At 64.5% G+C, this 26,131-nt stretch carries 25 protein-coding genes (1 of these 25 running past the window's edge); 20 read left to right on the plus strand and 5 right to left on the minus strand.

Features of this window, described 5'->3' with window-relative positions; genetic code table 11:
* The first annotated feature begins 191 nt into the window (after positions 1–191).
* The 5 genes from argJ to FJ972_RS07430 all read left to right on the plus strand — a co-directional run bounded on the left by argJ (position 192) and on the right by FJ972_RS07430 (position 3,395).
* Positions 192–1,433, plus strand: coding sequence for a bifunctional glutamate N-acetyltransferase/amino-acid acetyltransferase ArgJ (gene argJ / locus FJ972_RS07410; protein ID WP_140500913.1), 1,242 nt, complete (start codon positions 192–194; stop codon positions 1,431–1,433).
* A 29-nt stretch (positions 1,434–1,462) separates the two neighbouring features.
* Positions 1,463–2,215 (plus strand): GNAT family N-acetyltransferase, encoded by a 753-nt coding sequence (locus tag FJ972_RS07415; RefSeq protein WP_140500961.1) that lies wholly within the window; start codon positions 1,463–1,465, stop codon positions 2,213–2,215.
* Positions 2,216–2,223: 8 nt separating this feature from the next.
* Positions 2,224–2,646, plus strand: coding sequence for a (deoxy)nucleoside triphosphate pyrophosphohydrolase (locus FJ972_RS07420; protein ID WP_140525450.1), 423 nt, complete (start codon positions 2,224–2,226; stop codon positions 2,644–2,646).
* A 145-nt stretch (positions 2,647–2,791) separates the two neighbouring features.
* A complete protein-coding gene (locus FJ972_RS07425) occupies positions 2,792–3,106 on the plus strand; it encodes a hypothetical protein (RefSeq protein WP_140500915.1) in 315 nt (104 codons plus the stop codon).
* A 109-nt stretch (positions 3,107–3,215) separates the two neighbouring features.
* Positions 3,216–3,395: a Flp family type IVb pilin gene (locus tag FJ972_RS07430; RefSeq protein ID WP_140500916.1), complete on the plus strand. Its 180-nt coding sequence runs from the start codon at positions 3,216–3,218 to the stop codon at positions 3,393–3,395.
* Positions 3,396–3,422: 27 nt separating this feature from the next.
* Here FJ972_RS07430 and FJ972_RS07435 read toward each other — a convergent pair whose 3' ends face one another.
* A complete protein-coding gene (locus tag FJ972_RS07435) occupies positions 3,423–4,295 on the minus strand; it encodes a methyltransferase domain-containing protein (protein WP_140525451.1) in 873 nt (290 codons plus the stop codon).
* Positions 4,296–4,360: 65 nt separating this feature from the next.
* On the opposite strand from FJ972_RS07435, the gene FJ972_RS07440 reads away from it, so the two are divergent.
* From FJ972_RS07440 to FJ972_RS07455, 4 genes are read left to right on the plus strand one after another with little or no spacing between them, the layout of a single operon-like run.
* On the plus strand, positions 4,361–5,161 hold the full coding sequence (locus tag FJ972_RS07440) for a ComF family protein (protein ID WP_140500963.1): 801 nt from the start codon (positions 4,361–4,363) through the stop codon (positions 5,159–5,161).
* Between the two features lie 27 nt (positions 5,162–5,188).
* A complete protein-coding gene (gene grxC, locus FJ972_RS07445; protein WP_140500918.1) occupies positions 5,189–5,458 on the plus strand; it encodes a glutaredoxin 3 in 270 nt (89 codons plus the stop codon).
* A 10-nt stretch (positions 5,459–5,468) separates the two neighbouring features.
* Positions 5,469–6,329 carry a carbon-nitrogen hydrolase family protein gene (locus tag FJ972_RS07450; RefSeq protein ID WP_140525452.1) on the plus strand — a complete coding sequence of 287 codons (861 nt, stop codon included), beginning with the start codon at positions 5,469–5,471 and terminating at the stop codon, positions 6,327–6,329.
* Positions 6,326–6,751, plus strand: coding sequence for a DUF1178 family protein (locus FJ972_RS07455; RefSeq protein WP_140500920.1), 426 nt, complete (start codon positions 6,326–6,328; stop codon positions 6,749–6,751). Before FJ972_RS07450 ends, FJ972_RS07455 begins: the two co-directional genes overlap by 4 nt.
* Before the next feature lie 4 nt (positions 6,752–6,755).
* Here the strand turns inward: FJ972_RS07455 and FJ972_RS07460 are convergent, their stop codons facing one another.
* Positions 6,756–7,241 carry a MarR family winged helix-turn-helix transcriptional regulator gene (locus FJ972_RS07460; protein ID WP_140500921.1) on the minus strand — a complete coding sequence of 162 codons (486 nt, stop codon included), beginning with the start codon at positions 7,239–7,241 and terminating at the stop codon, positions 6,756–6,758.
* Between the two features lie 98 nt (positions 7,242–7,339).
* Between FJ972_RS07460 and FJ972_RS07465 the strand changes: the two genes are divergently transcribed.
* Positions 7,340–8,254 (plus strand): DMT family transporter, encoded by a 915-nt coding sequence (locus tag FJ972_RS07465; RefSeq protein ID WP_140525453.1) that lies wholly within the window; start codon positions 7,340–7,342, stop codon positions 8,252–8,254.
* A 6-nt stretch (positions 8,255–8,260) separates the two neighbouring features.
* On the opposite strand, the gene ubiG is transcribed toward FJ972_RS07465, so the two are convergent.
* Entirely contained in the window at positions 8,261–9,010 is a 750-nt protein-coding gene (gene ubiG, locus FJ972_RS07470) for a bifunctional 2-polyprenyl-6-hydroxyphenol methylase/3-demethylubiquinol 3-O-methyltransferase UbiG (RefSeq protein ID WP_140500923.1), read from the minus strand.
* Between the two features lie 211 nt (positions 9,011–9,221).
* Between ubiG and FJ972_RS07475 the strand changes: the two genes are divergently transcribed.
* From FJ972_RS07475 to FJ972_RS07515, 9 genes are all read left to right on the plus strand, one after another.
* Complete coding sequence (locus FJ972_RS07475) at positions 9,222–9,794, plus strand: putative glycolipid-binding domain-containing protein (RefSeq protein WP_140513839.1); 573 nt, start codon at positions 9,222–9,224, stop codon at positions 9,792–9,794.
* 208 nt (positions 9,795–10,002) lie between these two features.
* On the plus strand, positions 10,003–11,256 hold the full coding sequence (locus FJ972_RS07480; RefSeq protein WP_140525454.1) for an aspartate kinase: 1,254 nt from the start codon (positions 10,003–10,005) through the stop codon (positions 11,254–11,256).
* Between the two features lie 80 nt (positions 11,257–11,336).
* Positions 11,337–13,607: a phosphoenolpyruvate--protein phosphotransferase gene (gene ptsP, locus FJ972_RS07485; RefSeq protein ID WP_140525455.1), complete on the plus strand. Its 2,271-nt coding sequence runs from the start codon at positions 11,337–11,339 to the stop codon at positions 13,605–13,607.
* Positions 13,608–13,617: 10 nt separating this feature from the next.
* Positions 13,618–14,697 (plus strand): peptide chain release factor 1, encoded by a 1,080-nt coding sequence (gene prfA / locus FJ972_RS07490; protein ID WP_140500926.1) that lies wholly within the window; start codon positions 13,618–13,620, stop codon positions 14,695–14,697.
* A complete protein-coding gene (gene prmC, locus FJ972_RS07495; RefSeq protein ID WP_140525456.1) occupies positions 14,690–15,562 on the plus strand; it encodes a peptide chain release factor N(5)-glutamine methyltransferase in 873 nt (290 codons plus the stop codon). The genes prfA and prmC overlap by 8 nt, the downstream gene beginning before the upstream one ends.
* 304 nt (positions 15,563–15,866) lie before the next feature.
* Positions 15,867–16,793: a DUF4167 domain-containing protein gene (locus tag FJ972_RS07500; RefSeq protein ID WP_140525457.1), complete on the plus strand. Its 927-nt coding sequence runs from the start codon at positions 15,867–15,869 to the stop codon at positions 16,791–16,793.
* Between the two features lie 218 nt (positions 16,794–17,011).
* Positions 17,012–19,618 carry an ATP-dependent chaperone ClpB gene (gene clpB / locus FJ972_RS07505; RefSeq protein ID WP_140500939.1) on the plus strand — a complete coding sequence of 869 codons (2,607 nt, stop codon included), beginning with the start codon at positions 17,012–17,014 and terminating at the stop codon, positions 19,616–19,618.
* Positions 19,619–19,679: 61 nt separating this feature from the next.
* Complete coding sequence (locus FJ972_RS07510; RefSeq protein ID WP_140500941.1) at positions 19,680–20,039, plus strand: MmcQ/YjbR family DNA-binding protein; 360 nt, start codon at positions 19,680–19,682, stop codon at positions 20,037–20,039.
* 256 nt (positions 20,040–20,295) lie between these two features.
* Positions 20,296–21,783 carry a L,D-transpeptidase family protein gene (locus FJ972_RS07515; RefSeq protein ID WP_140525458.1) on the plus strand — a complete coding sequence of 496 codons (1,488 nt, stop codon included), beginning with the start codon at positions 20,296–20,298 and terminating at the stop codon, positions 21,781–21,783.
* A gap of 113 nt (positions 21,784–21,896) precedes the next feature.
* Here FJ972_RS07515 and FJ972_RS07520 read toward each other — a convergent pair whose 3' ends face one another.
* Positions 21,897–22,529: a TMEM175 family protein gene (locus tag FJ972_RS07520; RefSeq protein ID WP_140513832.1), complete on the minus strand. Its 633-nt coding sequence runs from the start codon at positions 22,527–22,529 to the stop codon at positions 21,897–21,899.
* A gap of 184 nt (positions 22,530–22,713) precedes the next feature.
* On the opposite strand from FJ972_RS07520, the gene FJ972_RS07525 reads away from it, so the two are divergent.
* Complete coding sequence (locus FJ972_RS07525; RefSeq protein ID WP_140525459.1) at positions 22,714–24,267, plus strand: MFS transporter; 1,554 nt, start codon at positions 22,714–22,716, stop codon at positions 24,265–24,267.
* Between the two features lie 17 nt (positions 24,268–24,284).
* Here FJ972_RS07525 and FJ972_RS07530 read toward each other — a convergent pair whose 3' ends face one another.
* Positions 24,285–26,131 carry the 3' portion of a M23 family metallopeptidase gene (locus FJ972_RS07530; RefSeq protein ID WP_181165386.1) on the minus strand. The gene runs 124 nt beyond the window's last position, so only the last 1,847 of its 1,971 coding nucleotides appear in the window; its start codon lies beyond the right edge, outside the window; its stop codon occupies positions 24,285–24,287.

A 26,131-nucleotide genomic window follows, 5' to 3' on the forward strand; every position in this document is an offset into this window, starting at 1 on the left:
GCCAGGGTCAGAAGCTGCCCTCGGGAGAGATCGCAACCTGGGCAGGGCGGTGCCAGCGAACTGCAACGGAGCCGGCTGCGAACCGGTCAAGGCCAATTCCGGTTCTCACGCCGCCACCAAAACGCCTTGCGCGGGCGCGCCGTATCGGGCAAACCGGCGTTTCTCCGCCGATTTTTCCCGTCCGAGGTTCCATGTCCACGACGATTTCGCCGCTCGCGCCGAAGAAATACCCCAAGATGCCTGAGATCGAGGGGGTGCGCATCGCCACCGCCGAAGCGGGGATAAAATACAAGAACCGCACCGATCTCCTGGCCATGGTCTTCGAGCCCGGCACGGCGGTCGCCGGCGTGTTCACAAAGTCGAAATGCCCCTCGGCGCCAGTCGATTTCTGCCGGCAGAACCTTGCCGCGGGCAAGGCCCGGGTGCTCGTCGTCAATTCCGGCAACGCCAACGCCTTCACCGGCAAGAAGGGCCGGGACTCCACCGCGCTGACGGGCGAAGCGGCAGCCAAGGCTGCCGGCTGCACGCCAGGCGAGGTGTTCCTGGCCTCGACCGGTGTCATCGGCGAGCCGCTTGACACAACCAAGTTCAGCCATCTGCTGGCTGGTCTGGTCAGCAACGGCAAGCCCGACCTGTGGACCGAGGCGGCCAAGGCCATCATGACCACGGACACTTATCCGAAGGTGGCGACGCAGACCGTTAAGCTCGGCGAGACCGATGTCACCATCAACGGCATTTCCAAGGGCGCCGGCATGATCGCACCCGACATGGCCACGATGCTGTCCTTTGTCGCCACCGATGCGCCGATCGCCGCCCCCGTGCTGCAGGATCTGCTGTCGCGCGGCACGGCCAAGACCTTCAACGCGGTGACCGTCGACAGCGACACCTCCACAAGCGACACGCTGCTGCTCTTCGCCACCGGAAAGGCCGCCAAACGCGGCGCGCCGGAGATAACCGACCCCAAGGATGCCCGTCTGGGGGCCTTCCGCCGTGCGCTCGGCAAAGTGCTGAAGTCGCTGGCGCTGCAAGTGGTGCGCGACGGTGAGGGCGCCCGCAAGCAGGTCGAAGTCACCGTTACCGGCGCGAAATCGGCGCGCTCGGCCAAGCGCATCGCGCTCTCGATCGCCAATTCGCCGCTGGTCAAGACGGCGGTCGCCGGCGAGGACGCCAATTGGGGTCGCGTCGTCATGGCCGTCGGCAAGGCCGGCGAGCCGGCTGACCGCGACCGCCTGTCGATCTGGTTCGGCGACAACAGGCTGGCGCATGAGGGCGAGCGCGATCCGGCCTATTCGGAGGAAGCGACCTCGGCGTATATGAAGCGCGACGACATCCGCATCCGCGCCGATATCGGCATCGGCCGCGGCAAGGCGACGGTGTGGACCTGCGACCTCACCAAGGAATACGTCGCCATCAATGGCGACTACCGGAGCTGACGGACTTGGTTTCCAAACATCCGGCCAGCATGCTGGCGACAGTGCGCCGCTATGAGGCGGCCGGGTTCCGCGCCTGGCCCGCGGCGGCAGTCCATTATGACGGCACCTGGGTGGTGCGGCTGACGGCCGGGCATCCGGCCAAGCGGCTGAATTCTGTCAATCCGCTCGACCCCGGCGACACCCAGCACATTGCCGACCGCATCGGTCGCGCCAGCCGTCGTTTCGATGCCTATGGCAGGCCGCTGACCTTCCGCATGTCGCCGCTATCGGGTCCGGATCTCGCCAGCCATCTCGACCGCGAGGGTTGGAGCCGGTTCGACGAATCGCTGGTGATGCGGCTGCCGCTGGCCGATGCCCAGCTCGATGCCGCCATGGACCAGATCCCGTTGAAGGACATCAGCCGCTTCATCGGCGCATCGCTCAAGGTCAGCGGCTCGGACGCGTCGCTGCGGCCAGGCCTGTCGGAGATCATCGGCGCCATCCAGCCCGAGGCCGGGCTGTTCGCGCTCGAGGCTGGAGCGGAACCACTGGCCACGCTGATCTGCGTCCATGACGGCGATCTCGCCGGCCTGTTCGAGGTCGCCACCGACAAGTCGGCACGCAACAAGGGCCACGGCCGCAACCTGATCCTGTCGGCGCTGAAATGGGCGCGGCTGCGCGGCGCGCGGGAAGCCTGGCTGCAGGTCGAGGCCGGCAATGTGCCGGCGCTGGCGCTCTATCATTCGCTCGGCTTCGACGAGGTCTATCGCTACCACTACCGCCGGCCGCCTGTTCATGGGTGAAATCGGGCATGAATGATGTGACGATCGCCGGCAAGCGCCTGCTCCTGGTCGCCGCCTGCGCCCTGGTCGACGCCGACGGGCGCGTGCTCCTGGCGCAGCGGCCCGAGGGCAAGCAGCTTGCCGGGCTCTGGGAGTTTCCCGGCGGCAAGGTCGAGCCCGGCGAGACGCCGGAGCAATGCCTTATCCGCGAACTCTATGAGGAGATCGGGATCGAGACCGACATCCCGTGCCTGGCACCGCTCACCTTCGCCAGCCATAGCTACGACGATTTCCATCTTTTGATGCCGCTTTTCATCTGCCGCCGCTTTCGCGGCATCGCCCAGCCGAAGGAGGGGCAGGCGCTGAAATGGGTGCGGCCCAGGCAGATGCGCGACTACCCGATGCCGCCGGCCGACGCTCCGCTGATCCCGTTCCTGATCGACCTCCTGTAGGCGAACAGAACCGCTAGCGGCCTGTGGCTGAGCGGAGCTGCGGGGCGCATAAGCCAGCATTAATGGAAGATTTATCTCATCATGAAAAATTGATGCAAGGCTGCCTCGTCGCGGCCGTGCCGGCGATTTTCTGGGGAGCGACAGCATGAGCCTAGACAGGGATTGGGATTCGATCCGGCCCGACCGCAGTTTTCGCGCCGCGGATGCGGGCATGGGCGTGCTGCGCGTCACGCTGCTGTTCGGGTCGGCCGCGGTGGCGCTGGCCCTGATCGCAACGCCCTTCCTCGAGAGCCAGACGCGCTCGCAATCGGCTCGGAATTTTGCCAGCGGTCTCGACATGACTGCCACTGGTTCGATCACTCGTCGCGATACCTATACGGTGCGCCGCAGCGTGCTTCAGCCGCAGCCCGATTCGGTCTGCATCATCCGATCCGACGGCCGGACCAGCGGCGACTGCTGATCGGGTCCAAGACATTTTCAGAGGCGGCGGTTTCATCGCCTATTAAGCCTGTGCCGTTAACCTTTCTTAACAGGTCGGCGGTATGGTTCCGGCAAGAGGGATCGACGTGATGAAAACAGTGCTGCTGCGTTTCCTGAACGATGAAAAGGGCGCCACGGCCGTCGAATACGGCTTGATCGTCGCCGTACTGTCGCTGACGATCGTCGGCGGCATCAGCCAGGTCTTCAACGCGATCACCTGGCTGTTCAGCGACAATGGCAGCAGGCTTGCCAACGCTTTCGCACCCTGATCTGGCTGTCCGCGTCCGCGGACACTGTCATTGCCCCTTGGGCTGCTCCAACACAGTCTTCAGCGAGATCTTGGCCGAACCCGGCTTGAGCGGCTTTTGCTGCGATGCATCGGGCGCCCAGCCGGACATCCAGACCATCGAAAAGCTTGCGCGGATGCGGCCGTCGGGATCCGAAAACCGCTCGGCGTAGATTTGCGCGGCGCGGGCGAACAGCTGGCGTGTGCCCGGCCGCCGGCTGCGATCGGCAAGCGCGCTGGTTTCGCCCATGGCGCGCAAATCGGCCATCAGGTTGAAAAGACTGTCATAGCGCACCGTCACCGTCTCGACATCGGCGACCGGCAGAGTCAGGCCGGCGCGCTGCAGCAGCGCTCCCGCGTCGCGAACGTCGGTGAACGGAATGACGCGCGGGCTGGCGCCGCCGTGAAGCTCGGTCTCGGCCGCCAGCAGGCTTTCACGCAACTCGCCGAGCGTGCCGGCGCCGGCGAAGGCACCGAGGAAAAGCCCGTCCGGACGCAGCGCACGGCGGATCTGCACCAGCATGCCGGGAATGTCGTTCATGGCCTGCAGCGACAGGAGCGACACCGCCAGGTCGAGGCTTTGCGGCTCGAAGGGCACGGTTTCCAGCGGCGCGACCATGCCGGCGGAATCGCCCAGGAAAGCCGCATCCGCCTCGACACGGACGATGTTCGCCACCTTGCCGCTCGCGGCGAGGATGTCGGCTGCGGCCGACGTCTGGCAAAACAGCACCGCTGCCTTGCTAAACCGGCGCTCCACGGCACCCAGCCGGTCGGCAAGATCGTCGGCACTGCGCCGCATCAGGAAATCCGCGCCGCCGACCGGATGATCGAGCGCGCGCCGCTTGTGCGCCAGCCACAGTGAGGTGTCCATTATCGGCAGCAAACGGGCAGATCCTTGTTTGTCCATTCCCCGATGGAGTTGATATAGTGGCGCACAGCACCCACCACGTGGCCGATCCCATGCCCAAGATCAAGCCTCTGGACATCAGGAACCTTGCACGGTCGGCGGCGAACTGGCCGGCGCGCATCCTGTTCCCGCCTGTCTGCGCCGGCTGCCGCAGGCATGTCTCGCAGCCCGGCGTTCTGTGCGGCGCCTGCTGGCCGAAACTGCGCCTCCTGGAGCGGCCCTGGTGCCCGGTGATGGGCACGCCGTTCACCCACCATATGGGTGAGGGCTTTCTGTCGGCCGAGGCGATCGCCGATCCGCCGCCCTTCGAGCGGGCGCGGGCGGCCGTCGCCTATTCCGGCGTCGCCCGCCAGATGGTGCAGGGGCTGAAATACCAGGATCGCACCGACCTGGCGCCGTGGATGGCGCGTTGGATGCTGCGCGCCGGCGCCGACCTCATTGCCGAGGCGGATGTGGTGGTGCCGGTCCCGCTGCACTGGCGTCGCTTCTTCAGGCGGCGGTTCAACCAGTCGGCGGAATTGGCGAGGGCGGTCTGCGAGCTCAGCGGCCTGTCTTTCGCACCCTCGGCCATGCGGCGTGTCAAGCTCACGCGCCAGCAGGTCGGGCTGGAGCGCAAGGACCGCGAGGAGAATGTGCGGGCCGCCTTTCGCGTGCCTGCTGAAGCGGAAATCGAGATCGCCGGCCGCCGCGTGCTTTTGATCGACGACGTCTACACCACGGGCGCCACGGTTCGCGCCGCCAGCAAGGCGCTGAAAAAAGCAGGGGCCGGCGCCGTCGACGTGCTGACCTTCGCACGCGTGCTGCCGGGGGACTTTCGGGCCGACGAGTCCACGACTATATAAGTCGGCAACAAACAGTGGAAATTCGTCATGGTCGACGTCACCATCTATACACGCATGATGTGCGGCTACTGCACGGCCGCCAAGCGGCTGCTCGAGCGCAAGGGCATCGCCTATACGGAGCATGACGCGTCGTTTTCACCGGAACTGCGCCAGGAGATGATTTCGCGCGCCCATGGCCGCACAACCTTTCCGCAGATTTTCGTCGGCGACACGCATGTCGGCGGCTGCGACGACCTCCACGAGCTGGAGGCGCAAGGCCGGCTGGACAAGTTGCTCGCCAATGGCTCGACGAATTGAGGATATGACGATGGGTGTTTTCAAGGCGGCCGCGATCCAGATGCGTTCGGGCGAGAGGCCAGAGCGCAACGCAATCGAGCTCGAGCGGCTGGTGCGCGAGGCAGCCGGCCAGGGGGCCAGCTACATCCAGACACCGGAAATGACCGGAGCGCTGGTGCGTGACAAGAAGGCCGCGTCTTTCACCTCAGAGGACAAGGACGTCATCGTCGCGACCGCCCGCCGACTGGCCCGCGAACTTGGCGTCCACCTGCATATCGGCTCGACCGCCATCCTGCGCGCCGACGGCAAGCTCGCCAACCGGGCGCTGCTGTTCGGCCCGGACGGCGCCATGCTCGCGTCCTATGACAAGATCCACATGTTCGACGTCGATCTCGACAACGGCGAGAGCTGGCGCGAATCCGCGACCTACGAGCCCGGCACCGAGGCGGTCGTCACGGCCCTCGAAGGCGCCAAGCTGGGCTTTGCCGTCTGTTACGACCTGCGGTTTCCGCAACTGTTCCGCGCCGAGGCGCTGGCCGGCGCCGACCTGCTTTCCGTGCCCGCCGCCTTCACCCGCCAAACCGGCGAGGCGCATTGGCACGTGCTGCTCAGGGCACGCGCCATCGAGAACGGCGCCTATGTCGTGGCTGCTGCGCAAGGCGGCCTTCACGAGGACGGCCGCGAAACCTATGGCCATTCGCTGATCGTCGATCCATGGGGCCGCGTCATCGCGGAGGCGGCGCACGATGAGCCGGCGGTGATCGTCGCCGAGATCGACTCCGCGCAGTCGCTGGCGGCTCGCAAGAAGATCCCCAATCTGAAAAATGCGCGGGATTTCGCTGTCAATGCCGGTTCGTCCGAGACATCGCGTCTCAGGGGAGCGGCCTCTTGATCCGCTTCTCCCTGATCTGCGAAAACGAGCACGAGTTCGAGGGCTGGTTCCGCAGCAATGACGATTTCGACACGCAGAAGAAGCGTGGCTTCGTCGATTGCCCGAGCTGCGGCTCGCACAAGGTGGAGAAAGCCCTGATGGCGCCGGCCGTGTCGACGGCGCGCAAGCAGGAAACGATAGCGCTCGCCATGGGCGAGGCGCAGAAGCAGGCGCTGGCGCAACTGAAGGCAATGGCCGAGAAGGTTCGCGAGAATGCCGATTACGTCGGCGACAAATTCGCCGAGGAAGCGCGCAAGATCCATTTCGGCGAGACCGACCCGCGCGGCATCTATGGCGAGGCGACGCTGGAGGAGGCCAAGAGCCTGGCCGAGGACGGCGTCGAGTTCATGCCGATCCCGGTGTTTCCGGAGGATCGGAACTGAGCGGTCAGCTTACGCTGCCGATCAATTTTTCAAGCAGGCGCGAAAGCGTTTCCCGTTCGGCTTGCGTCAGGCCGGAAAGAATCTCGTGCTCGTTGGCGACGTGGGCAGCAATGGCCTCGTCGATCAAAGCGAGACCTTTTTCAGTCAACCGCACGACGATGCCGCGCCGGTCATTGGGGTGCGGACCGCGCACGATCAACCCTGAGGTTTCGAGCCGGTCGAGCCGGTTGGTCATGGCGCCCGAGGTCACCATCGTCGCCTCGTAAAGGGCGGTCGGGGTCAGCGCGTAGGGCGCGCCCGAGCGGCGCAACGTGGCCAGCACGTCGAATTCGCCGGCCTGCAATCCATAGCGCGCAAACAACGGCGCGAGGCGCTCGCGGGCAATCAGCGAGGATGCTTCATTCAACCGCCCGATCACGCCCATCGGCGAGACGTCAAGGTCCGGCCTCTCCCTGTTCCATTGTTCGATCGCCTTTGCTGCCCTGTCCATCTATTCTGCCATGTATCTTGACGTTAAGAATCTTTTCGTTATCTTATCGGAAAATGAAGTGGCGGCCAAGTGCCGGCGACGATGACGAGGACCATCAGATGAAATTTCTCTGGGATTCGGCGCTTGGCCTGCTGGTCGTGACGGGCGCCCTGCTTGGCCTGACGCTGCCGTTCGGCAAGCTTGCGACCGCCGCCGGCGTTCCGGCCATGGTCTGGGCCTTCGTCATCTCGCTCGGTGCCGGCGGCGTGCTGTTGCTGGCTCTCCTGCTGCGTGGCGAGCGCATCAAGCTTACGGCGCGCAAGCTGCGCTATTTCTTCGTCACGGCGGCGGTATCCTATGCCTTTCCCAACCTCTTGATGTTTTCGGCCATCCCGCATCTCGGCGCGGGATATACGGGCATCATGTTCACGCTATCGCCGGTGATCACGCTCGTGTTCTCGATCTTGCTTGGCGTTCGGCGCCCCAACCTGCTCGGCGTCATCGGCATTGCGGTCGGCTTCATCGGTGCGGTCATGGTCGCGCTTACACGCGGCGAAGCTGGCCAACCGGCCGATTATTTCTGGGTAACGATCGGATTGCTGATCCCGGTCAGCCTTGCCGCGGGCAACATCTACCGCACCGTCGACTGGCCCGAAGGAACCGGCCCGATCGAGCTTGCCGTGGGCAGCCATCTGGCGTCGGCGACCTTGCTTCTCCTCGGCATCCTGACGCTTTTCGGCTGGCAAGCGTTTGTTCCGCTGGGCGCGGTACCGTCTGTGGTCGTCGCGCAGATGGCGTCGGCTTCGGCAATGTTTGCCTTCTTCTTCCGGCTGCAGGCGGTGGGCGGCCCGGTCTATCTCAGCCAGATCGGCTATGTGGCGGCGGCCGTCGGGCTGTTCGCGGGCACGATCTTCCTCGGCGAACACTATCAGCTGCTGACCTGGGCAGGCGCTGTCATCATCACGGCCGGCGTGTTCATCACCACCAAGGCGCAAAGCCGGCCCAGCGCGAAGGCGCAGAGTCAGGCGGCGTGAGCCGGTTCAGACCGTGCCCTTTTCCGCCAGCACCATATAGTTGACGTCCATGTCTTTCGACCGCTGCCAGCGGTCGGCGAGCGGGTGGTAGACGACGCCGGTGCGGTCGATGACGGTCAGGCCGGCGCCGCCGAGCGCCTTTTCCAGCTCTTCCGGGCGCACCAGCTTGCCGAACTGATGAGTGCCGCGCGGCAGCCAGCGCAGCACATATTCGGCGCCGATGATGGCCAGCCCTAGCGCCTTCAGCGTGCGGTTGATCGTGGCCACGAACATGATGCCGCCGGGCTTGACCATCTCGCCGCATTTGGCGACGAACAGGTCGATGTCGGCGACATGCTCGACCACTTCCATATTGAGGATAACGTCGAATTTTTCGCCGGCGTCGGCCAGGTCCTCGGCCGTGGTGGCGCGGTAGTCGATCGGCACGCCGACTTCGGCGGCGTGCAATTTGGCCACTTCGATATTAGTGGCGGAAGCATCGGCGCCGACCACTTCGGCGCCAAGCCGCGCCATCGGCTCGCACAGCAGGCCGCCGCCGCAACCGATGTCGAGAAAGCGCAGGCCCTCGAATGGCCGTGCCGCGCGCGGATCGCGGCCGAAGCGCGTTGCCACCTGGTCGCGTATGTAGGCAAGCCGGATGGGGTTGAACTTGTGCAGCGGCCGGAACTTGCCGTTTGGGTTCCACCATTCGGCGGCAAGGGCGGAAAAGCGCTCCACTTCTCCGGCATCGATCGTCGATCGTCGGGGCTCTGGCATCGATTGGTCTCCTCGGACGCTAGCAAGTCGGGCGTGGGGGAGGGAAAGTCAAGGCTGCATTTTCGCCTGCTGACAGTGCGAGGCCGGCACCGCCGACAAGCGCCCTGTATTGCCGGCGGCGCTCTGTCAGGACGTGTCAGCTCAGGGCATCTCGGCCGAAACAAAATCGCGGCGGTGTGCGAAAAAGGGAAGATCGTGTTGAAAAAAGGAGATGGCCGTGGCTCAGACCGCATCGATCCTTTGGCGCAGGCTCGACTTTGAAGGTCACGATTCCTGCATGCTCTCGCAGCGGCCCAGTGGGCACGGCCTGAAGGGGCAGGCCATCTTCCTGCAAGACGACAGGCCGTGTTGCATCGCCTACGAGGTGGATTGCGATGCCGGCTGGCACACGCGCTCGGCACGGGTCGAGGGCTTTCTCGGCCCGCAAGAGCTTTCCCTGGGGATCGAACGCCGCGCCGACGGCTCCTGGGCGCTGAATGGCGAGCCGCAGCCGGAGGTGGCCGGCCTGATAGACGTCGATCTCGGCTTCACGCCGGCTTCGAACCTCCTGGCGATCCGCCGGTTCGCGCTCGCCGTCGGCGAAGCGACGCCCGCGCCGGCCGCCTATCTGGCCTTTCCCGAGCTCAGAATGATGCGGCTCGAGCAGACCTATCGGCGCCTCGACGCGGCCCGCTACGCCTATGCCGCGCCGGCATTCGGCTATGAGGCGGTTCTGGAGGTCTCTCCACTCGGCTTCGTGCTCGACTATCCACATTTGTGGAAAAGCATCGTGCGCCTGGGCTGACGCCCGTCGCCGTGTGAGCCTTGCCGGTTGGGCCCTGCGCAAAATGAAGTTACCGTTCAGCCCGCGCGGCGCTCTTCTTATGAGCCGTCGCTTGCGAAGCCTGGATGTTTTGGCTAAGGAGGCCGCGCATTCAGCGGCCGGCGCCAGCCGGGCGCTTTCCTCGGTTTTTCGGCGCAGAGCCGGCTTCAGTCAAAGGCATTTCGCTTCCATGGCGCGCATCGTGATGAAATTCGGCGGAACCTCCGTCGCCGACATCGCCCGCATCCGCAATGTGGCGCGTCACGTCAAACGGGAGGTCGATGCCGGCCACGAGGTGGCGGTGGTGGTCTCGGCGATGGCCGGCAAGACCAACGAACTGGTCGGCTGGACGCGCGAGGCCTCGCCGATGCACGACGCGCGCGAATATGATGCCGTGGTTGCGTCCGGCGAGCAGGTGACGGCAGGCCTCCTGGCGATCACCTTGCAGAACATGGGCGTGCACGCCCGCTCCTGGCAGGGCTGGCAGATCCCGATCAAGACCGACAACGCGCATGGCGCGGCACGCATCCTCGATATCGACGGCGCTTTCCTGATCAAGCGCTTCGGCGAGGGCCAGGTGGCCGTCATCGCAGGTTTCCAGGGCATCGGACCGGACAACCGCATCGCAACGCTTGGTCGTGGCGGCTCCGACACCAGCGCGGTGGCGATCGCGGCCGCCGTCAAAGCCGACCGCTGCGACATCTATACCGACGTCGACGGCGTCTACACCACCGATCCGCGCATCGAGCCCAAGGCGCGGCGGCTGGCCAAGATATCGTTCGAGGAAATGCTTGAAATGGCCTCGCTCGGCGCCAAGGTTCTGCAGGTGCGATCGGTCGAGCTTGCCATGGTGCACAGGGTGCGTACCTTCGTGCGGTCGTCCTTCGACGATCCCGACGCGCCCGGAATGGGGGATTTGCTCAATCCGCCCGGAACGCTTATTTGCGACGAGGAAGAGATCGTGGAACAGCAGGTCGTCACCGGAATTGCCTATGCCAAGGACGAGGCGCAGATTTCGCTGCGGCGTGTCGGCGACCGGCCGGGCGTCGCCGCCGGCATTTTCGGGCCGCTGGCCGAGGCCAACATCAACGTAGACATGATCGTCCAGAACATTTCCGAGGACGGCAAGCTTACCGACATGACCTTCACGGTGCCCTCCGGAGACGTGGACAAAGCGCTGGCCGTGCTCGACCGGCTGAAGGCCGATGTCGGCTACGACGTCGTGCAGTCGGAAGCCGGCATGTCGAAGGTCTCGGTCATCGGCATCGGCATGAGAAGCCATGCCGGCGTTGCCGCCACCGCCTTCAAGGCGCTGGCCGAGAAGGCAATCAACATCCGCGCCATCACCACCTCCGAGATCAAGATTTCGATACTGATCGACGGTCCGTACACGGAACTCGCGGTTCGCACTTTGCATTCCGTCTACGGTCTGGATAAGCAGTAGCAGACTGAATCAGTTGTTGCGTGCGTGCCGGCGGCGGCCGAAACTGCGCCGGCAGGAAGCCTATTGGAGAAGAAGCCGCGATGCGTGACCCGGCCAGTGGCCCGCGCGTTCTGCTGAAACGGCTCCGCGAGCTCATGCAGGAGCCGCTGGAGCCGCAGGAGCGGCTCGATCGCATCGTGCGCGACATCGCCTCCAACATGGTCGCCGAAGTGTGCTCGCTCTATGTGCTGCGCGCCGATTCCGTGCTCGAACTCTACGCCACCGAAGGCCTGAACCCCAACGCGGTGCACCTGGCGCAGCTCAGGCTGGGGCAAGGCCTGGTCGGCACGATCGCCGCCAGCGCGCGGCCGCTCAATCTATCCAATGCGCAGGAACATCCGGCTTTCGCCTACCTGCCGGAAACCGGGGAAGAGATCTACAATTCCTTCCTCGGCGTGCCGGTGCTCAGGGCAGGGCGCACGCTGGGCGTGCTGGTGGTGCAGAACAAGACCATGCGCCACTATCGCGACGACGAGGTCGAGGCGCTGGAAACCACCGCCATGGTTATCGCCGAGATGATCGCCACCGGCGATCTGGCGCGGCTGACGCGGCCCGGCCTCGAGCTCGACCTGCGCCGCCCGGTCAGCTTCACCGGCCTGTCGTTCAACGAGGGCGTCGGGCTCGGTCATGTCGTGCTGCACGAACCGCGGATCGTCGTCACCAACCTGTTCAACGAGGACAGCGAAGAGGAAGTCCGCCGGCTCGAGGCATCGCTCGGCTCGCTCAGGCTTTCCATCGACGACATGCTCGAGCGCCGCGACGTCGCCTTCGAGGGCGAGCATCGCCAGGTGCTGGAAGCCTACCGCATGTTCGCCAACGACCGCGGCTGGGTCCGGCGGCTGGAAGAGGCGATCCGCAACGGCCTGACGGCGGAAGCTGCGGTCGAAAAGGTGCAGAGCGACATGCGCGCGCGCATGCTGCACATGACCGATCCTTATCTGCGCGAGCGGATGAGCGATTTCGACGACCTCGCCAACCGGCTTCTGCGCCAGCTGATGGGACGCGGGCCTGACGATGTCGCGGCCTCGCTGCCGAAGGATGCCATCATCGTCGCCCGCTCGATGGGCGCCGCCGAACTGCTCGACTATCCCCGGGACAAATTGCGCGGGCTGGTGCTCGAGGATGGCGCGGCCACCAGCCACGTCGTCATCGTCGCGCGCGCCATGGGCATTCCCGTCGCCGGGCAGATGAAGGGCGCCGTTTCCATGGCGGAAAACGGCGATGCCATCATCGTCGACGGCGAGGAAGGCGCGATCCATCTTCGTCCGCAGTCGGATCTCGAAGCCGCCTATGCCGAAAAGGTGCGGTTCCGGGCGCGCCGGCAGGAAGTCTACCGCGAACTGCGCAAGAAGCCGTCGGTGACCAAGGATGGCGTTGCGGTCGACCTTTTGATGAATGCCGGGCTTGCCGTCGACCTGCCGCAACTGGCCGAGTCGGGTGCCGCCGGGATCGGCCTGTTCCGCACCGAATTGCAGTTCATGGTCGCCTCGACCTTTCCCCGTGCCGAGGCGCAGGAGCGGCTCTACCGCGACGTGCTCGATGCCGCGCGCGGCAAGCCGGTGACCTTCCGCACCATCGACATCGGCGGCGACAAGGTGCTGCCCTATTTCAAAGGCGCCATCCAGGAAGAGAACCCGGCGCTCGGCTGGCGGGCGATCCGCCTGACGCTGGACCGTCCGGGATTGCTGCGCACCCAGATCCGCGCCCTGCTGAAAGCCTGCGGCGGGCGGGAGCTCAAGCTGATGCTGCCGATGGTCACCGAGCTCGGCGAGATCGCCCAGGCGCGCGAAATCATCGACCGCGAGGTGCGGCATCTGTCGCGCTTTGCCCATCATTTGCCGACCAGCCTCAAGCTCGGGGCAATGTTGGAGGTGCCGTCCCTCCTGTTCCAGCTTGACGAGTTGATGAAGGCGGTCGACTTCGTCTCGGTCGGCTCGAACGACCTGTTCCAGTTCGTGATGGCGGTCGACCGCGGCAACACGCAGCTTTCCGATCGCTTCGACACGTTGTCGACGCCGTTCCTGCGGGTGCTCAAGACCATCGCCGATGCCGGCGCCCGCAACCACACGCCCGTCACACTCTGCGGCGAACTCGCCGGCAAGCCGATCTCGGCAATGGCGCTGGTCGGCCTCGGTTTCCGTTCTATCTCGATGTCGCCCGCTTCGATCGGTCCGGTCAAGGCGATGCTGACCGAATTGCCGCTGGAGGCGTTGAAAGCGTTCTTCGACGACAATCTGATGGCGCCGGCCCAGGGGCTGCCGATGCGGGCGCTGCTGCAGGCCTTCGCCGACGACCGCTCAATTCCGTTATAGCACCTTTGCAATGATCTCCCTTCCCCGCGACCGCATGGATCAAGTCGTCAAGCGTTTCGAAATGCTCGAAGCGCAGATGTCGGCCGGCCCGGCGCCGGATGCCTATGTTAAGATGGCATCGGAATATGCCGAGCTCCAGGAGATGGTTGCCAAGGTCAGAGCCTTGCGCTCGGCCGAGCAGGAGCAGGCCGATCTCGAGGCGATGCTCGCCGACAAGGGCACCGATGCCGAGATGCGGGCTCTCGCCGAGGCCGACCTGCCAGAGGTCGATGAGCGCATCGAAGCGTTGCAGAAGGACATCCAGATCCTGCTCTTGCCCAGGGATGCGGCCGATGACAAGAACGCCATCCTGGAAATCCGCGCCGGCACCGGCGGCGACGAGGCAGCATTGTTCGCCGGCGACCTGTTTCGCATGTATGAGCGCTATGCCGCTTCGCGTGGCTGGCGGTTCGAGACGGTATCGGCCAGCGAGGGCGATGCCGGCGGCTATAAGGAAATCATCGCCACGGTTTCCGGCAAGGGGGTTTTCGCGCATCTGAAATTCGAGTCCGGCGTCCACCGGGTGCAGCGCGTGCCCGCGACCGAGGCCAGCGGACGCATTCACACCTCGGCGGCGACGGTAGCCGTGCTGCCGGAGGCGGAGGAAGTCGACATCGACATCCGGGCCGAAGACATCCGCATCGACACGATGCGCGCGTCGGGCTCGGGCGGCCAGCACGTCAACACCACCGATTCGGCAGTGCGCATCACCCATTTGCCGACCGGCATCATGGTGGTGCAGGCGGAGAAATCGCAGCACCAGAACCGGGCCAAGGCCATGCAGATCCTGCGGGCCCGGCTCTACGACCTGGAACGCAGCAAGGCCGATGAGGAGCGCTCGGAATCGCGCAAGTCGCAGGTCGGCTCCGGCGACCGCTCGGAACGCATCCGCACCTACAATTTTCCGCAAGGCCGCGTCACCGATCATCGCATCAACCTGACGCTCTACAAGCTCGACCGGGTGATGATGGGCGAACTCGACGAAGTCATCGACGCTCTGATCGCCGATCACCAGTCGAAGCTGCTCGCCGATATCGGTCTTGATGGCTGATCCTTTGCCCCAGGCGCTGGGGCCGCTGCTGCGGGCAGCGCGAGCGCGCTTGGCCGCGGTCGATGATCCCGCGCTCGATGCAAGACTGATCGTGGAGCACTTTTCAGGTACGACCCGCACGCAGGCCATTGCCGATCCCGAACATGCGGTCGATGCCGCCGCTCTTGTCCAGATCGACCGCGCCTTGAGGCGCCGCGCGGGCGGCGAGCCCGTGCACCGCATCCTGGGCTATCGGGAGTTCTACGGGTTGCGGCTGTCGCTGTCGCCGGAAACGCTCGAGCCGCGGCCCGACACCGAAACGCTGGTCGAGGCCATACTGCCCTTTGTCAGGGCAACCGTCATGCGCGAGGGCGAGTGCCGCATCCTCGATCTGGGAACCGGCAGCGGAGCCATCGCGCTGGCGCTGCTCAGCGCCGTGCCGGCAGCGATTGCCACCGGGGTCGACCTCTCGGAAGGGGCGTTGAGGACGGCAACGCGCAATGCCGCGCAATTGGGTCTTGGCGACCGGTTCACGGCGCTGCTGTCCGACTGGTTTGAAAAAGTTTCTGGTCGATACCATGTAATTGTCGCAAACCCTCCCTATATACGATCGGAGGACATCGGAAATCTGCAGGATGAAGTCCGCGATTTCGACCCACGCCTGGCCCTGGATGGCGGCGCGGATGGGCTGGCCCCTTACAGGGTCATCGCCGCTGAGGCGGCTAAGTTTCTAGAAGCCGGAAGCAGGATTGCGGTCGAGATCGGCTACACACAGCACATCGAGGTCACCGCTATATTTTGCTCGTCCGGCTATGCGGTCGCTGGTGCGTTCGGCGACCTCGGCGGAAACGACAGGGTTCTTGTCTTTCAACGGGGAAAGCCTTGACGCAGTGCGAAAAAAACCGCTTGGCAATGCCGGGGAATGCGGCTAGGGTCGCGTTAACCGGATGAGACGAAGCAGGCAGTGCTCTTAGCGATTCGGTTTTCCTTGGAAATAGCTGCCTTCTTGCGCAAACGACGCCCAAGCTTCGTGCGGGAATCGTCCGGCAAGTGATGTAACCGGAACAGGATGGCACGTGGCGCCAACGCAATTGATGCGGGCGAACGCCGGTGAAGAAACGAAACGGCTGGCTGCATGAGCGCCACCGTTCGTGAAGAGTTTTCGAAAATTTCAATATGAAGAGAGTCGAATGAGGCCACAACAGCAGAACAGGCGCATGCGCGGTCGCAACAACAATGGCGGCGGCGGCAACAACAACAATAACAACAACCGCAAGGGGCCAAATCCCCTGACGCGCAACTACGAGAGCAACGGCCCGGACGTGAAGATCCGTGGGTCTGCTCAGCAGATCGCTGAAAAGTACGCCACCCTTGCCCGTGATGCGCAAAGCTCCGGCGACCGGGTGATGGCGGAGAACTATCTCCAGCACGCCGAGCACTATAATCGCATCATTGCGGCCGCGCAGGCGCAGATGCCGATCCAGAACGTCCAGCAGAATCGCGACGAATTCGACGATGATGGCGATGAGGATCGCGACGAGTTCGACAATGCCGGCAACGCCGGCAACAACGTTGCGGATGCGCCGGTTCCGGTGATCAATCACGGCGCGGGTCCGCAGCCGGTTATCGAAGGCATGCCGGCCGAAGTCGCGCTGAACCGGGAAAACGGCCGCGATCGTGATAATAATGGCGGGCGCAACAGTGGCGGCCGCGACAATAATGGCGGACGCCATCGCGACCGCCGCCCCAATGGCGGCTATGGCCAGAACAGCCAGCGCGGCGATTATGGTTCGTCCGCCGAGCAGGGTGCCCAGCAGCAGCGCAACGAGACGGCCGAACAGGCCGAGGCCGTCACGCCAGCCGAATCCGTCGCGCCGGTCGAGCAGGCGGCGCCGCTGTTCGAGAACCTGTCGCCGGCCGGGCTCGCTGCCCAGGCCGAACTCAATGAGACGGCCGCGGAGACTAGTCCCAGCCGTCGTCCGAGGCGTCCGCGCCGCCCGCGCGGCAATGCCGACCAGATCACCAGCGGCAACGACAATGCCGACGCTGGCGAGGTGGCGGCGGCCCCGGTCGACAATGGCAACGCCGACCCCGCGATCGCCGACATCGACAACTGAGCGGCGACGCCTCGATACATTGAACGGCGGAGAGAAATCTCCGCCGTTTTCGTTTGCGCGGCCGTCGAATATTATGCCTTCGCAGACATCAAGATGTCTTGAGGGTTCGCGGGTTGCGCACCATATCAGCCTCAACTGGACCCGGCTCTCACGGGCGGGTCCGTCACCGCAAACTGATCCGGTGCCGCAAAGCGGGCCGGTGATGGAAGGAGACAGGTATGAATCTCGAGAAATACTCGGAGCGCGTGCGCGGCTTCATCCAATCCGCGCAGACCATGGCGCTCTCGCGCAACCACCAGCAATTCACCCCCGAACATATCCTGAAAGTGCTCGTCGATGACGACGAGGGTCTGGCTGCGTCGCTCATCGAGCGCGCCGGCGGCAGCGTCCGCGACGTCAAGCTCGGCATCGAGACGGCACTCGAAGCGATGCCCAAGGTGGAGGGCGGCAACGGCCAGCTCTATCTGGCACAGCCGTTGGCCAAGGTGTTTTCGACAGCCGAGGAACTGGCCAAGAAGGCCGGTGACAGCTTCGTCACGGTCGAAAGGCTACTGACGGCGCTGGCGGTCGAGAAATCAGCCAAGACATCAGACATACTGGCCAAGGCCGGCGTCACCGCGCAGGCGCTCAACCAGGTGATCAACGACGTCCGCAAGGGCCGCACCGCCGATTCGGCGAATGCCGAACAGGGCTATGACGCGCTGAAGAAATACGCGCGCGATCTCACCGCCGATGCCCGCGCCGGCAAGCTCGATCCGGTCATCGGCCGCGACGACGAGATCCGCCGCACCATCCAGGTGCTGTCGCGCCGCACCAAGAACAATCCGGTGCTGATCGGCGAGCCGGGCGTCGGCAAGACGGCGATCGCCGAAGGCCTGGCGCTGCGCATCGTCAATGGCGACGTGCCGGAATCGCTGAAGGACAAGCAGCTGATGGCGCTCGACATGGGCGCGCTGATCGCCGGCGCCAAATATCGCGGTGAGTTCGAGGAGCGGCTGAAGGCCGTGCTTTCCGAGGTCACTGCCGCTGCTGGTGGCATCATCCTGTTCATCGACGAGATGCACACCCTGGTCGGCGCCGGCAAGGCGGACGGCGCCATGGATGCGTCCAACCTTCTGAAGCCGGCGCTGGCGCGCGGCGAACTGCACTGCGTCGGCGCCACCACGCTCGACGAATACCGCAAGCATGTGGAGAAGGATGCCGCACTCGCCCGCCGCTTCCAGCCGGTCTTCGTCGAGGAGCCGACGGTGGAGGACACGGTCTCGATCCTGCGCGGCCTGAAGGAGAAATACGAACAGCACCACAAGGTGCGCATTTCCGATTCGGCGCTGGTCGCGGCGGCGACGCTGTCCAACCGCTACATCGCCGACCGGTTCCTGCCGGACAAGGCGATCGACCTCGTCGACGAAGCCGCTTCGAGGCTTCGCATGCAGGTCGATTCCAAGCCCGAAGCGCTGGACGAGATCGACCGCCGCATCATGCAGCTCAAGATCGAGCGCGAAGCGCTGAAGGTCGAGAAGGATGAGGCTTCGAAGGACAGGCTTGCCCGGCTCGAGAAGGACCTCGCCAGCCTTGAGGAGGAATCGACCGAGATGACCTCGAAATGGCAGGCCGAGAAGCAGAAGCTCGGGCTCGCCGCCGATCTCAAGAAGCAGCTTGACGAGGCGCGCAACGAACTGGCCATCGCCCAGCGCAAGGGCGAGTTCCAGCGCGCCGGCGAGCTTGCCTATGGCAAGATCCCGGAACTGGAAAAGAAGCTGAAGGAAGCCGAGGCCCAGGACGGCAAGGCTGGCATGGTCGAGGAAGTGGTCACGCCCGATCATGTCGCCCACATCGTCTCGCGCTGGACCGGAATTCCGGTCGACAAGATGCTGGAAGGCGAGCGCGACAAGCTGTTGCGCATGGAAGACGAGATCGGCAAGCGCGTCGTCGGCCAGGGCGAGGCGGTGCAAGCGGTTTCCAAGGCAGTGCGGCGCGCTCGCGCCGGCCTGCAGGATCCGAACCGGCCGATCGGCTCGTTCATGTTCCTCGGCCCGACCGGCGTCGGCAAGACCGAACTGACGAAGGCGCTGGCGAACTTCCTGTTCGACGACGAGAGCGCGATGGTGCGCATCGACATGTCGGAGTTCATGGAGAAGCATTCGGTTGCCCGATTGATCGGCGCGCCTCCCGGCTATGTCGGTTATGAGGAAGGCGGCGCGCTAACCGAAGCGGTGCGGCGCCGGCCCTATCAGGTCGTGCTGTTCGACGAGATCGAGAAAGCGCATCCCGACGTGTTCAACGTGCTCCTGCAGGTGCTCGACGACGGCCGGCTCACCGATGGGCAGGGCCGCACGGTCGACTTCCGCAACACGCTGATCATCATGACGTCGAACCTCGGCGCCGAATACCTGGTCAATCTCGGCGAGGACCAGGATGTCGACCAGGTTCGCGACGAGGTGATGAACGTCGTCAAGGCGTCGTTCCGGCCGGAGTTCCTCAACCGCGTCGACGAGGTGATCCTGTTCCATCGGCTGCGCCGGCAGGATATGGGCCGCATCGTCGAAATCCAGCTCAAGCGGCTGGAAAACCTGCTGGTCGACCGCAAGATCACGCTGTCACTGGACCAGGAGGCGATCGACTGGCTGGCATCCAAGGGTTACGACCCCGCCTATGGCGCGCGGCCGTTAAAGCGGGTGATGCAGAAAGACCTGCAGGATCCGCTGGCGGAGAAGATCCTGCTCGGCGAGATCCTCGACGGCTCGACCGTCAAGGTGACCGCCGGCTCCGACCGGCTGAATTTCCGTTCGAAGCCGACGGTCGTCGCGACCGAAGCGGCAGCCTGATTGAACGCCGCGCGCCCAGGACGGGCGCGCGGCTTTTTCGCGTCTTTCGGCAGGAGCACGCATGACGCTGGACGACTATAACGGCTTCTGCGCCTCGCTGCCCGCCACATCGCATGTCGTCCAGTGGGGCGGCGCCCATGTCTGGAAGGTCGGCGCCAAGGTCTTTGCCATCGGCGGCTGGAGCGAGGGCCGCGACCCTTTCATTACCTTCAAATGCTCCGACATTGCCTATGATGTGCTGAAGGAGCAGCCGGGCTTGCGGCCCGCACCCTACCTTGCCTCGCGCGGCATGAAATGGATCCAGCGCCAGACAAGCCAGAGCATGGATGATGGCGCGCTGAAGGATTATCTGCGCGAGAGCCATCGTCTTGTCGCCCTGAAGTTGACGAAGCAGGCGCGAAAGGAACTGGGACTTGCCTGAGGCTAAAACGCGTCACGCTCGACGGATTCAGGCGACGCGCTTTAGCTTTTTGTTCTATGCATATCTTTCGCCCCAAACCGGGCCGCTTTTGGATGATATGCATTTAGCTGATATTCGTCGAGGCGCCGGAAAACCGCCATCTTCATGCCCGGTTCATATTGGAACCTTATGGTCGGGCGGTGGTTCGCTGGCGAAGGACTCGCTACGCGCGAAAGCCGCCGGCGACGGCAATTACGGACCGGAGAGTTTGCCCACGATGTTGCGGACGATCTTCACCCTTTCGGCACTTGCGGCCGGACTGGCGTTTTCAAGCGCGTTCGCCGCGCCGACCGAGGACGCTTCGCCGCGGGTCGTCCGCCCCGCTGACGGCGGCATCCTGCTGGCCCAGGACGGCAATCTCGACATCTATTACGACGCCAGGGGCAACCGCGTCATCGTCGATGCGGACACGGGCAAGGTCATCGCCATCCAACCGCCGCAGACCAGGCTCGACCGACGCGCGCTGCGCCGCGAGACACGGCTGCGCGAACTCGGCCGCGTTCCCGCCGACGACGACCGCTACTATCTCGACGATCCGGAAGACATGGCACGCTTCCGCCGCAGGCAGATGGAAGACGAAGGCCGGGTCATCGCGCCGCCCGTCCAGGAATATGATCCCTATGGCGACAATTCCGTCGAGGCCTACCCGCCGGCCCCCGGCGGCGACGGCGTCTACGACAACTATCCGGAAGCGCCCCAGCCGGCAACGCCGCCCTCCATCAAGCGCCAGCCGCTGAACGAGGCCTCGATAGAGCCGGTCGAGCCCACGGCTCCCGCCGCGCAGCCGGCGCCCGCAGAGGAGGCGGGATTACCGCCGAAAGCAGGCGGCAAGACTGTGGTCGACCCGTCGCTTTCGCTCGGAGCACGCCAGGATGTCGCGGCTCTGCAGGTGCTGCTTGATCGCGGCGGCGCTTCGCCTGGCGTCATCGACGGGCGCTTCGGTTCGAATGTCGACAAGGCGCTGGCTGCCTACAACCAGATCACCGGCAGCAATCTGCGATCGACCGACGCCGTCGGCATCCAGGCGGCCCTTGCACAATCGGGCGGCGATGCCTTGGCCAACTACACGATCACGCCGGAGGATGCGGCCGGTCCCTATGTTGCGTCGATCCCGGAAGATTACAGCCAGAAGGCGCAGCTCGACCGCATGGGCTATACGTCGGTCACGGAAGCGCTTGCCGAGCGCTTCCACATGGACGAGAACTATCTCAAGGCGCTCAACCCGGAGGCCAATTTCAACCGTCCCGGAACGATCATCAAGGTTGCCAATTTCGGCAGACTGGTGTCGTCGCCGGTGGCTCGTATCGTCGCCGACAAGGGCAAGAAAGAGGTCTTTGCCTATGATACGGCGGGCAAGCTGGTCGCGGCCTATCCCGCCACCATCGGCTCGTCCGACACGCCGTCGCCGTCCGGCATTCATGCCGTGTCCCGTGTCGCGCTCGATCCGAACTACACTTACAACCCCAACATCAATTTCAAACAGGGCGAGAACAATAAGGTCCTGACCATTCCGCCCGGCCCGAATGGCCCTGTCGGCTCGGTGTGGATCGCGTTGGACAAGCCGACCTACGGCATCCATGGCACGCCGGATCCCTCGAAGATCGGCAAGACCGAGAGCCATGGTTGCGTGCGACTAACCAATTGGGATGCCCGCGAGCTGGCCAAGCTGGTTTCGCCCGGCGTGACGGTGGAATTCGTCGACTGAGACGATGCGGCGTTCGTCGCTGGTTAGAGCGGTTCAGTGTTCGATGGACTTCCGAGCCGCTCCAGCGCTGCGCGCTTTTCCCGGGAAACCGCCACGTTTTTCCTGGAATTGCTCTACCCGATTATCCTGCGCAACCATTTCGCGCTCGGTGTCGCGGCATAAATCAGTTGCACCATGAGAATGAAGCCGACGCTGAGCAGCGGGGTGACCAGACAGAGCAGGGCGCCGACCGCCCACAGAAGCTGCGCCTTGACGATGCGCAGGTAGACCGTGCGTTTCGTTTCGACGTCGACATCATCCGCCAGAAGGCCATTTTTCTCCGCATAGCGCCAGCTGGCGATCAGGGTGACGCCGAGCATCAGCAGATTGAGCCAGTAGACGGCGACCGCGGTTCTGAATTCGAGGAAGTCGGCCAGAAGATCGGTCGAGAACGGCAGCAGGGCGATAAAGGCGAGAAAGCACAAATTGAGCGTTGCCAGCCGCCTGTCGGATCTGGTGATCAACCCATGCTGCGCCTGCTGGCCGAACCAGAAGATGGTCAGCGTCAGGAAGGAAAGCGCATAGGTCAGGAAGCGCGGCGCCAACGCCAGGACGGCGTCGAGGAGATCGCCTTCGGAATGGATCGCCTCGTGCGTCGGTACACGAATCTCCAGAACGATCAGGGTCAGCGCGATGGCGAAGACGCCGTCGGTCAGCCCGACGACGCGGTGGAGCCCGGACTGGGATGGTTCGAGCGGTCGCTTCATCGATTTTCTCCCCCTGTCTGATCGGCTCCCGTCCGATGCCGCGTGAAAGCTTAGCATGCCGGCGCTTGTTTGCACCTGCGTGGGCCGGCACCTGCCAATGCGGCCAGGTGGCTGCGCAGCTGGTTTCAACCACCGGGACCGCTGGCTGGTTGTTGCGGGCGCGCCGCGGGTTTATGCAGGTTGCATGCATTCACCGAGCAAAGCCGCTGCCGTCCCGCCGCCGACCGCCAACGGTACGTTCTGCCCGCAGTCGCAGCGGCGCTATGTGCTGATCGCCGCGATCCTGGCTTCAGCGCTTGGTTTCATCGACGGTTCGATCCTTGCCATCGCCACGCCGGCAATCCGCGTCGATCTCGGCGCCAGCCTGGCGCAAGCGCAGTGGATATCCAATGCCTACGCGCTGACGCTTTCGGCGCTCATCCTTGCCGGCGGTGCTGCGGGCGACCGCTTCGGCCTGCGCCGCGCCTTCGTCGCCGGCATCGCGCTGTTCATCGCCGCTTCATTGGCCTGCGCGCTGGCGCCCAATCCGGCGGTGCTGATCGCGTTTCGTGCAATCCAGGGCGTCGGCGCGGCGATCATGGTGCCGGGCAGCCTTGCCATCATCGCCAAGGCCTATCCGAAAAAGGAGCGCGGCCGCGCAATCGGCATCTGGGCCGCCGCTTCGGCGCTGACCACGGCACTCGGTCCGGTGCTGGGCGGTTTCGTGCTGTCGACCCTCGGCAATGGAATCTGGCGTGCGATATTTGCCATCAACCTGCCGCTTGGGCTGGTTTCGATCTACCTGCTGCTCGCCAAGATCCCGGCGGATCGGCCGACCGAAAAGCGCAGCCTCGATCTTGGCGGCGCAGCGCTGGCGACACTGGCCTTCGGGTTGCTGGCCTACGGGCTGACGGCGATGAACGCGGAGGCTGCCGGATTCATGTCGGGTTCGGCAATCGTTGCCGGCGTGGTCCTGCTTTTCGTCTTCATTTTCTACGAGCGCCGGCAGCGCGAGCCGATGATCGATCTCAATCTGTTTCGCATCGGCGCCTTCGCCGGCGCCAATCTCGCGACCTTCTTCCTCTATTTCGCGCTGTCGGCCAATCTTTTCTACCTGCCCATGCTTTTGATCGCCGGCTGGGGGCTGAGCACGGCCGAGGTCGGCTTCATCTTCCTGCCGCTGTCTGCATTGATCGCACTGCTGTCTGGGCCTGTCGGCCAGTGGTCCGACCGGATCGGACCGCGTTTTCCGATCGCCAGCGGCAGTCTGGTGGTTGCCTTCGCCTTCGCCGGGCTTGGCTTGTTGACGCATGCCGGTATCCACAATTTCTGGACCGGAACATTTCCGCTGATGGCGCTGATGGGGTTCGGCATGGCGCTGGTGGTGTCGCCGCTGTCGACCGCGATCATGACGGCGGTGGAAGACAAGGATACGGGCGCGGCCTCCGGTATCAACAATGCCGTCTCGCGCATAGGCGGCCTGATTGCGGTTGCGGCTATGGGGTCGCTTGCCGCCTGGGTCTACGCGAAGGCCCTGGATGGCAGCGCCTTGCCCGGCGTGCCGGGGTTCGGTGAACCGGCGACGACCGGACTGGCCCCGGCTGTCGACGCCGCACGGCTCGCCGCCAGCGACGCCGCATTCTCGGCTGTTTCCTTTGTAACGGCGCTGCTTTGCCTGCTTTCGGCTGTCATCGCCTGGATGACGATTTCAGGCGAATCATTGCCATGGCGCCGGCCCGCCGAAAACCCTAGCGACTGACGGGTGGATCGAAGGAACTATCCTTCGATCTTGGCGCTCGCGACCTTCAGCGAATCACTGTCTTCCTGCTTCAGCAGGTCGTCGATGCGCTCGCGTTCACGCTTGAAGGCGACAAGGTCCTCGCCCTTCAGCACCTTGCCGACCGGCAGGCGGACGCGCATCGGATCGACCTTGGTGCCATTGACGATCAGCTCGTAGTGAAGATGCGGGCCGGTGGCGAGGCCGGTCTGGCCGAGATAGCCGATGGTCTGGCCTTGGCGGACGTGAACGCCCGGTTCGATGCCTTTGGCAAAAGCGCTCTGGTGATTGTAGGAGGTCTCATAGCCGTTGGCATGGCGAATGATGATCTGCTTGCCATAGCCGCCCGCCCAGCCGACCTTCTCGATGACGCCATTGCCGGCGGCGATGATCGGCGTGCCGATGGGGGCTGCCCAGTCGACGCCGGTATGCATGCGGACATAGCCGAGGATCGGGTGCCTGCGCGCGCCAAAGCCGGAGCGGAACTTTCCGGCGGGCAACGGATTGCGCAGCAGGAACTGCTGGGCGCTCGAGCCGTCCTCGTCGAAATAATCCGTGCTGCCGTCCTGCATCTGAAAACGGTAGAAATTGCGCGTCTGCCCGCCGAAGGTCGCCGAGACGTAAAGCAGTTCGGAATTGTCCGAGGTCTGGTCGTCGCCGTCGGGCTGCGAGAACAGCACTTCGAGGCGGTCGGCCGGATTGAGGCGGGACTGGAAGTCGACATCGGAAGCCAACAGCTTGATGAGCCGCTGCGTCATGGCCTTGGACATGCCGTAGGAATAGGCGGCGCGGTAGATGCCGTCATAGACGTTGGGCAGGTTGCCGCGCACCACCACTGGCGCCGACGAATCATCGAACGCCGTCAGCAACTCCGGATTGGGCTCCGGTTCCTGCGCCGGCACATACTGGCCGCGATCGTCGAGCGCGATGGTGACGATATGCTGGGTCCGATCGTAGACGCTGGTGCGCACGACCTTGGCGGCGTCGCCATGGACCTCGAGACCAACACGCAGCACGGTTCCAGCCTTGAGCGCCGGGGCGTTCAAGAGCTTGGTGATCGCCTCGGCCATGCCGGCGGCGTCCTCGCCCGTATAGCCCGAATCTGCGAAGGCTTCCGTGATGGCGAGATCCTTGGTGAAAGGGATGATTTCCTCGGCGAAGGCCGGTGCCTGGTCATCGGCGTTGGCACGTGGCGCGACCGAAACGTTCTCCGGCACGATCCTGACGTCGTAGGAGCCGGCCATGCTCTCGGCAAAGGCCTCGCCAAATCGCTGCGGGTCGACATAGTGGAGCGAAGCGACCTGGACGGCGCCGTCGCTGAGATCGGTGCCGGCCTCGCGCACTACCTTTTCCACCTCGTCGGCGGAAAGGTCGCTCTTTTCATCGAATGAAGCCGTTTCAATGGGGAAGTCGACGGTCTTCAGGCTCATTTCGCTTTCGACCTTGGTGCCGTAGATCTGGCCCGGCGTAGCGGCGGCCGTCGCCGGTTGCGCCGATGCGTCGTCACCGTCGTCGCCGAACACCTGCATCGGATCGAAGGGCGGGTAGGGCCGGTTGGTGGTATGGCCGGCGGCCAGCGCCATCTTGATCTGCACGAAAGGCATGGTGTGGATGACATCGCGGTCGCCGACCTTGGTAACCATCGACACTTCCATGCGTCGACGGTCCTTGGCCTTGGCGATCTGGCGCGGCGCCACCAGCCTGGTGGTCTTGGCCATCTCGCCCGAATCGCCATTGCCGGCAAGGCCGATCAGTTCGGCGATCTCGGGTGGCGTCGCCAGTTGCTGGCGCCCGTCGAGGGCGGCGAACAGCGCCACGCCCATCAGCACGCTTGAGGTCACGCCGG

The organism is Mesorhizobium sp. B2-1-1, from assembly GCF_006442975.2.
Classification (GTDB): Bacteria; Pseudomonadota; Alphaproteobacteria; order Rhizobiales; family Rhizobiaceae; genus Mesorhizobium.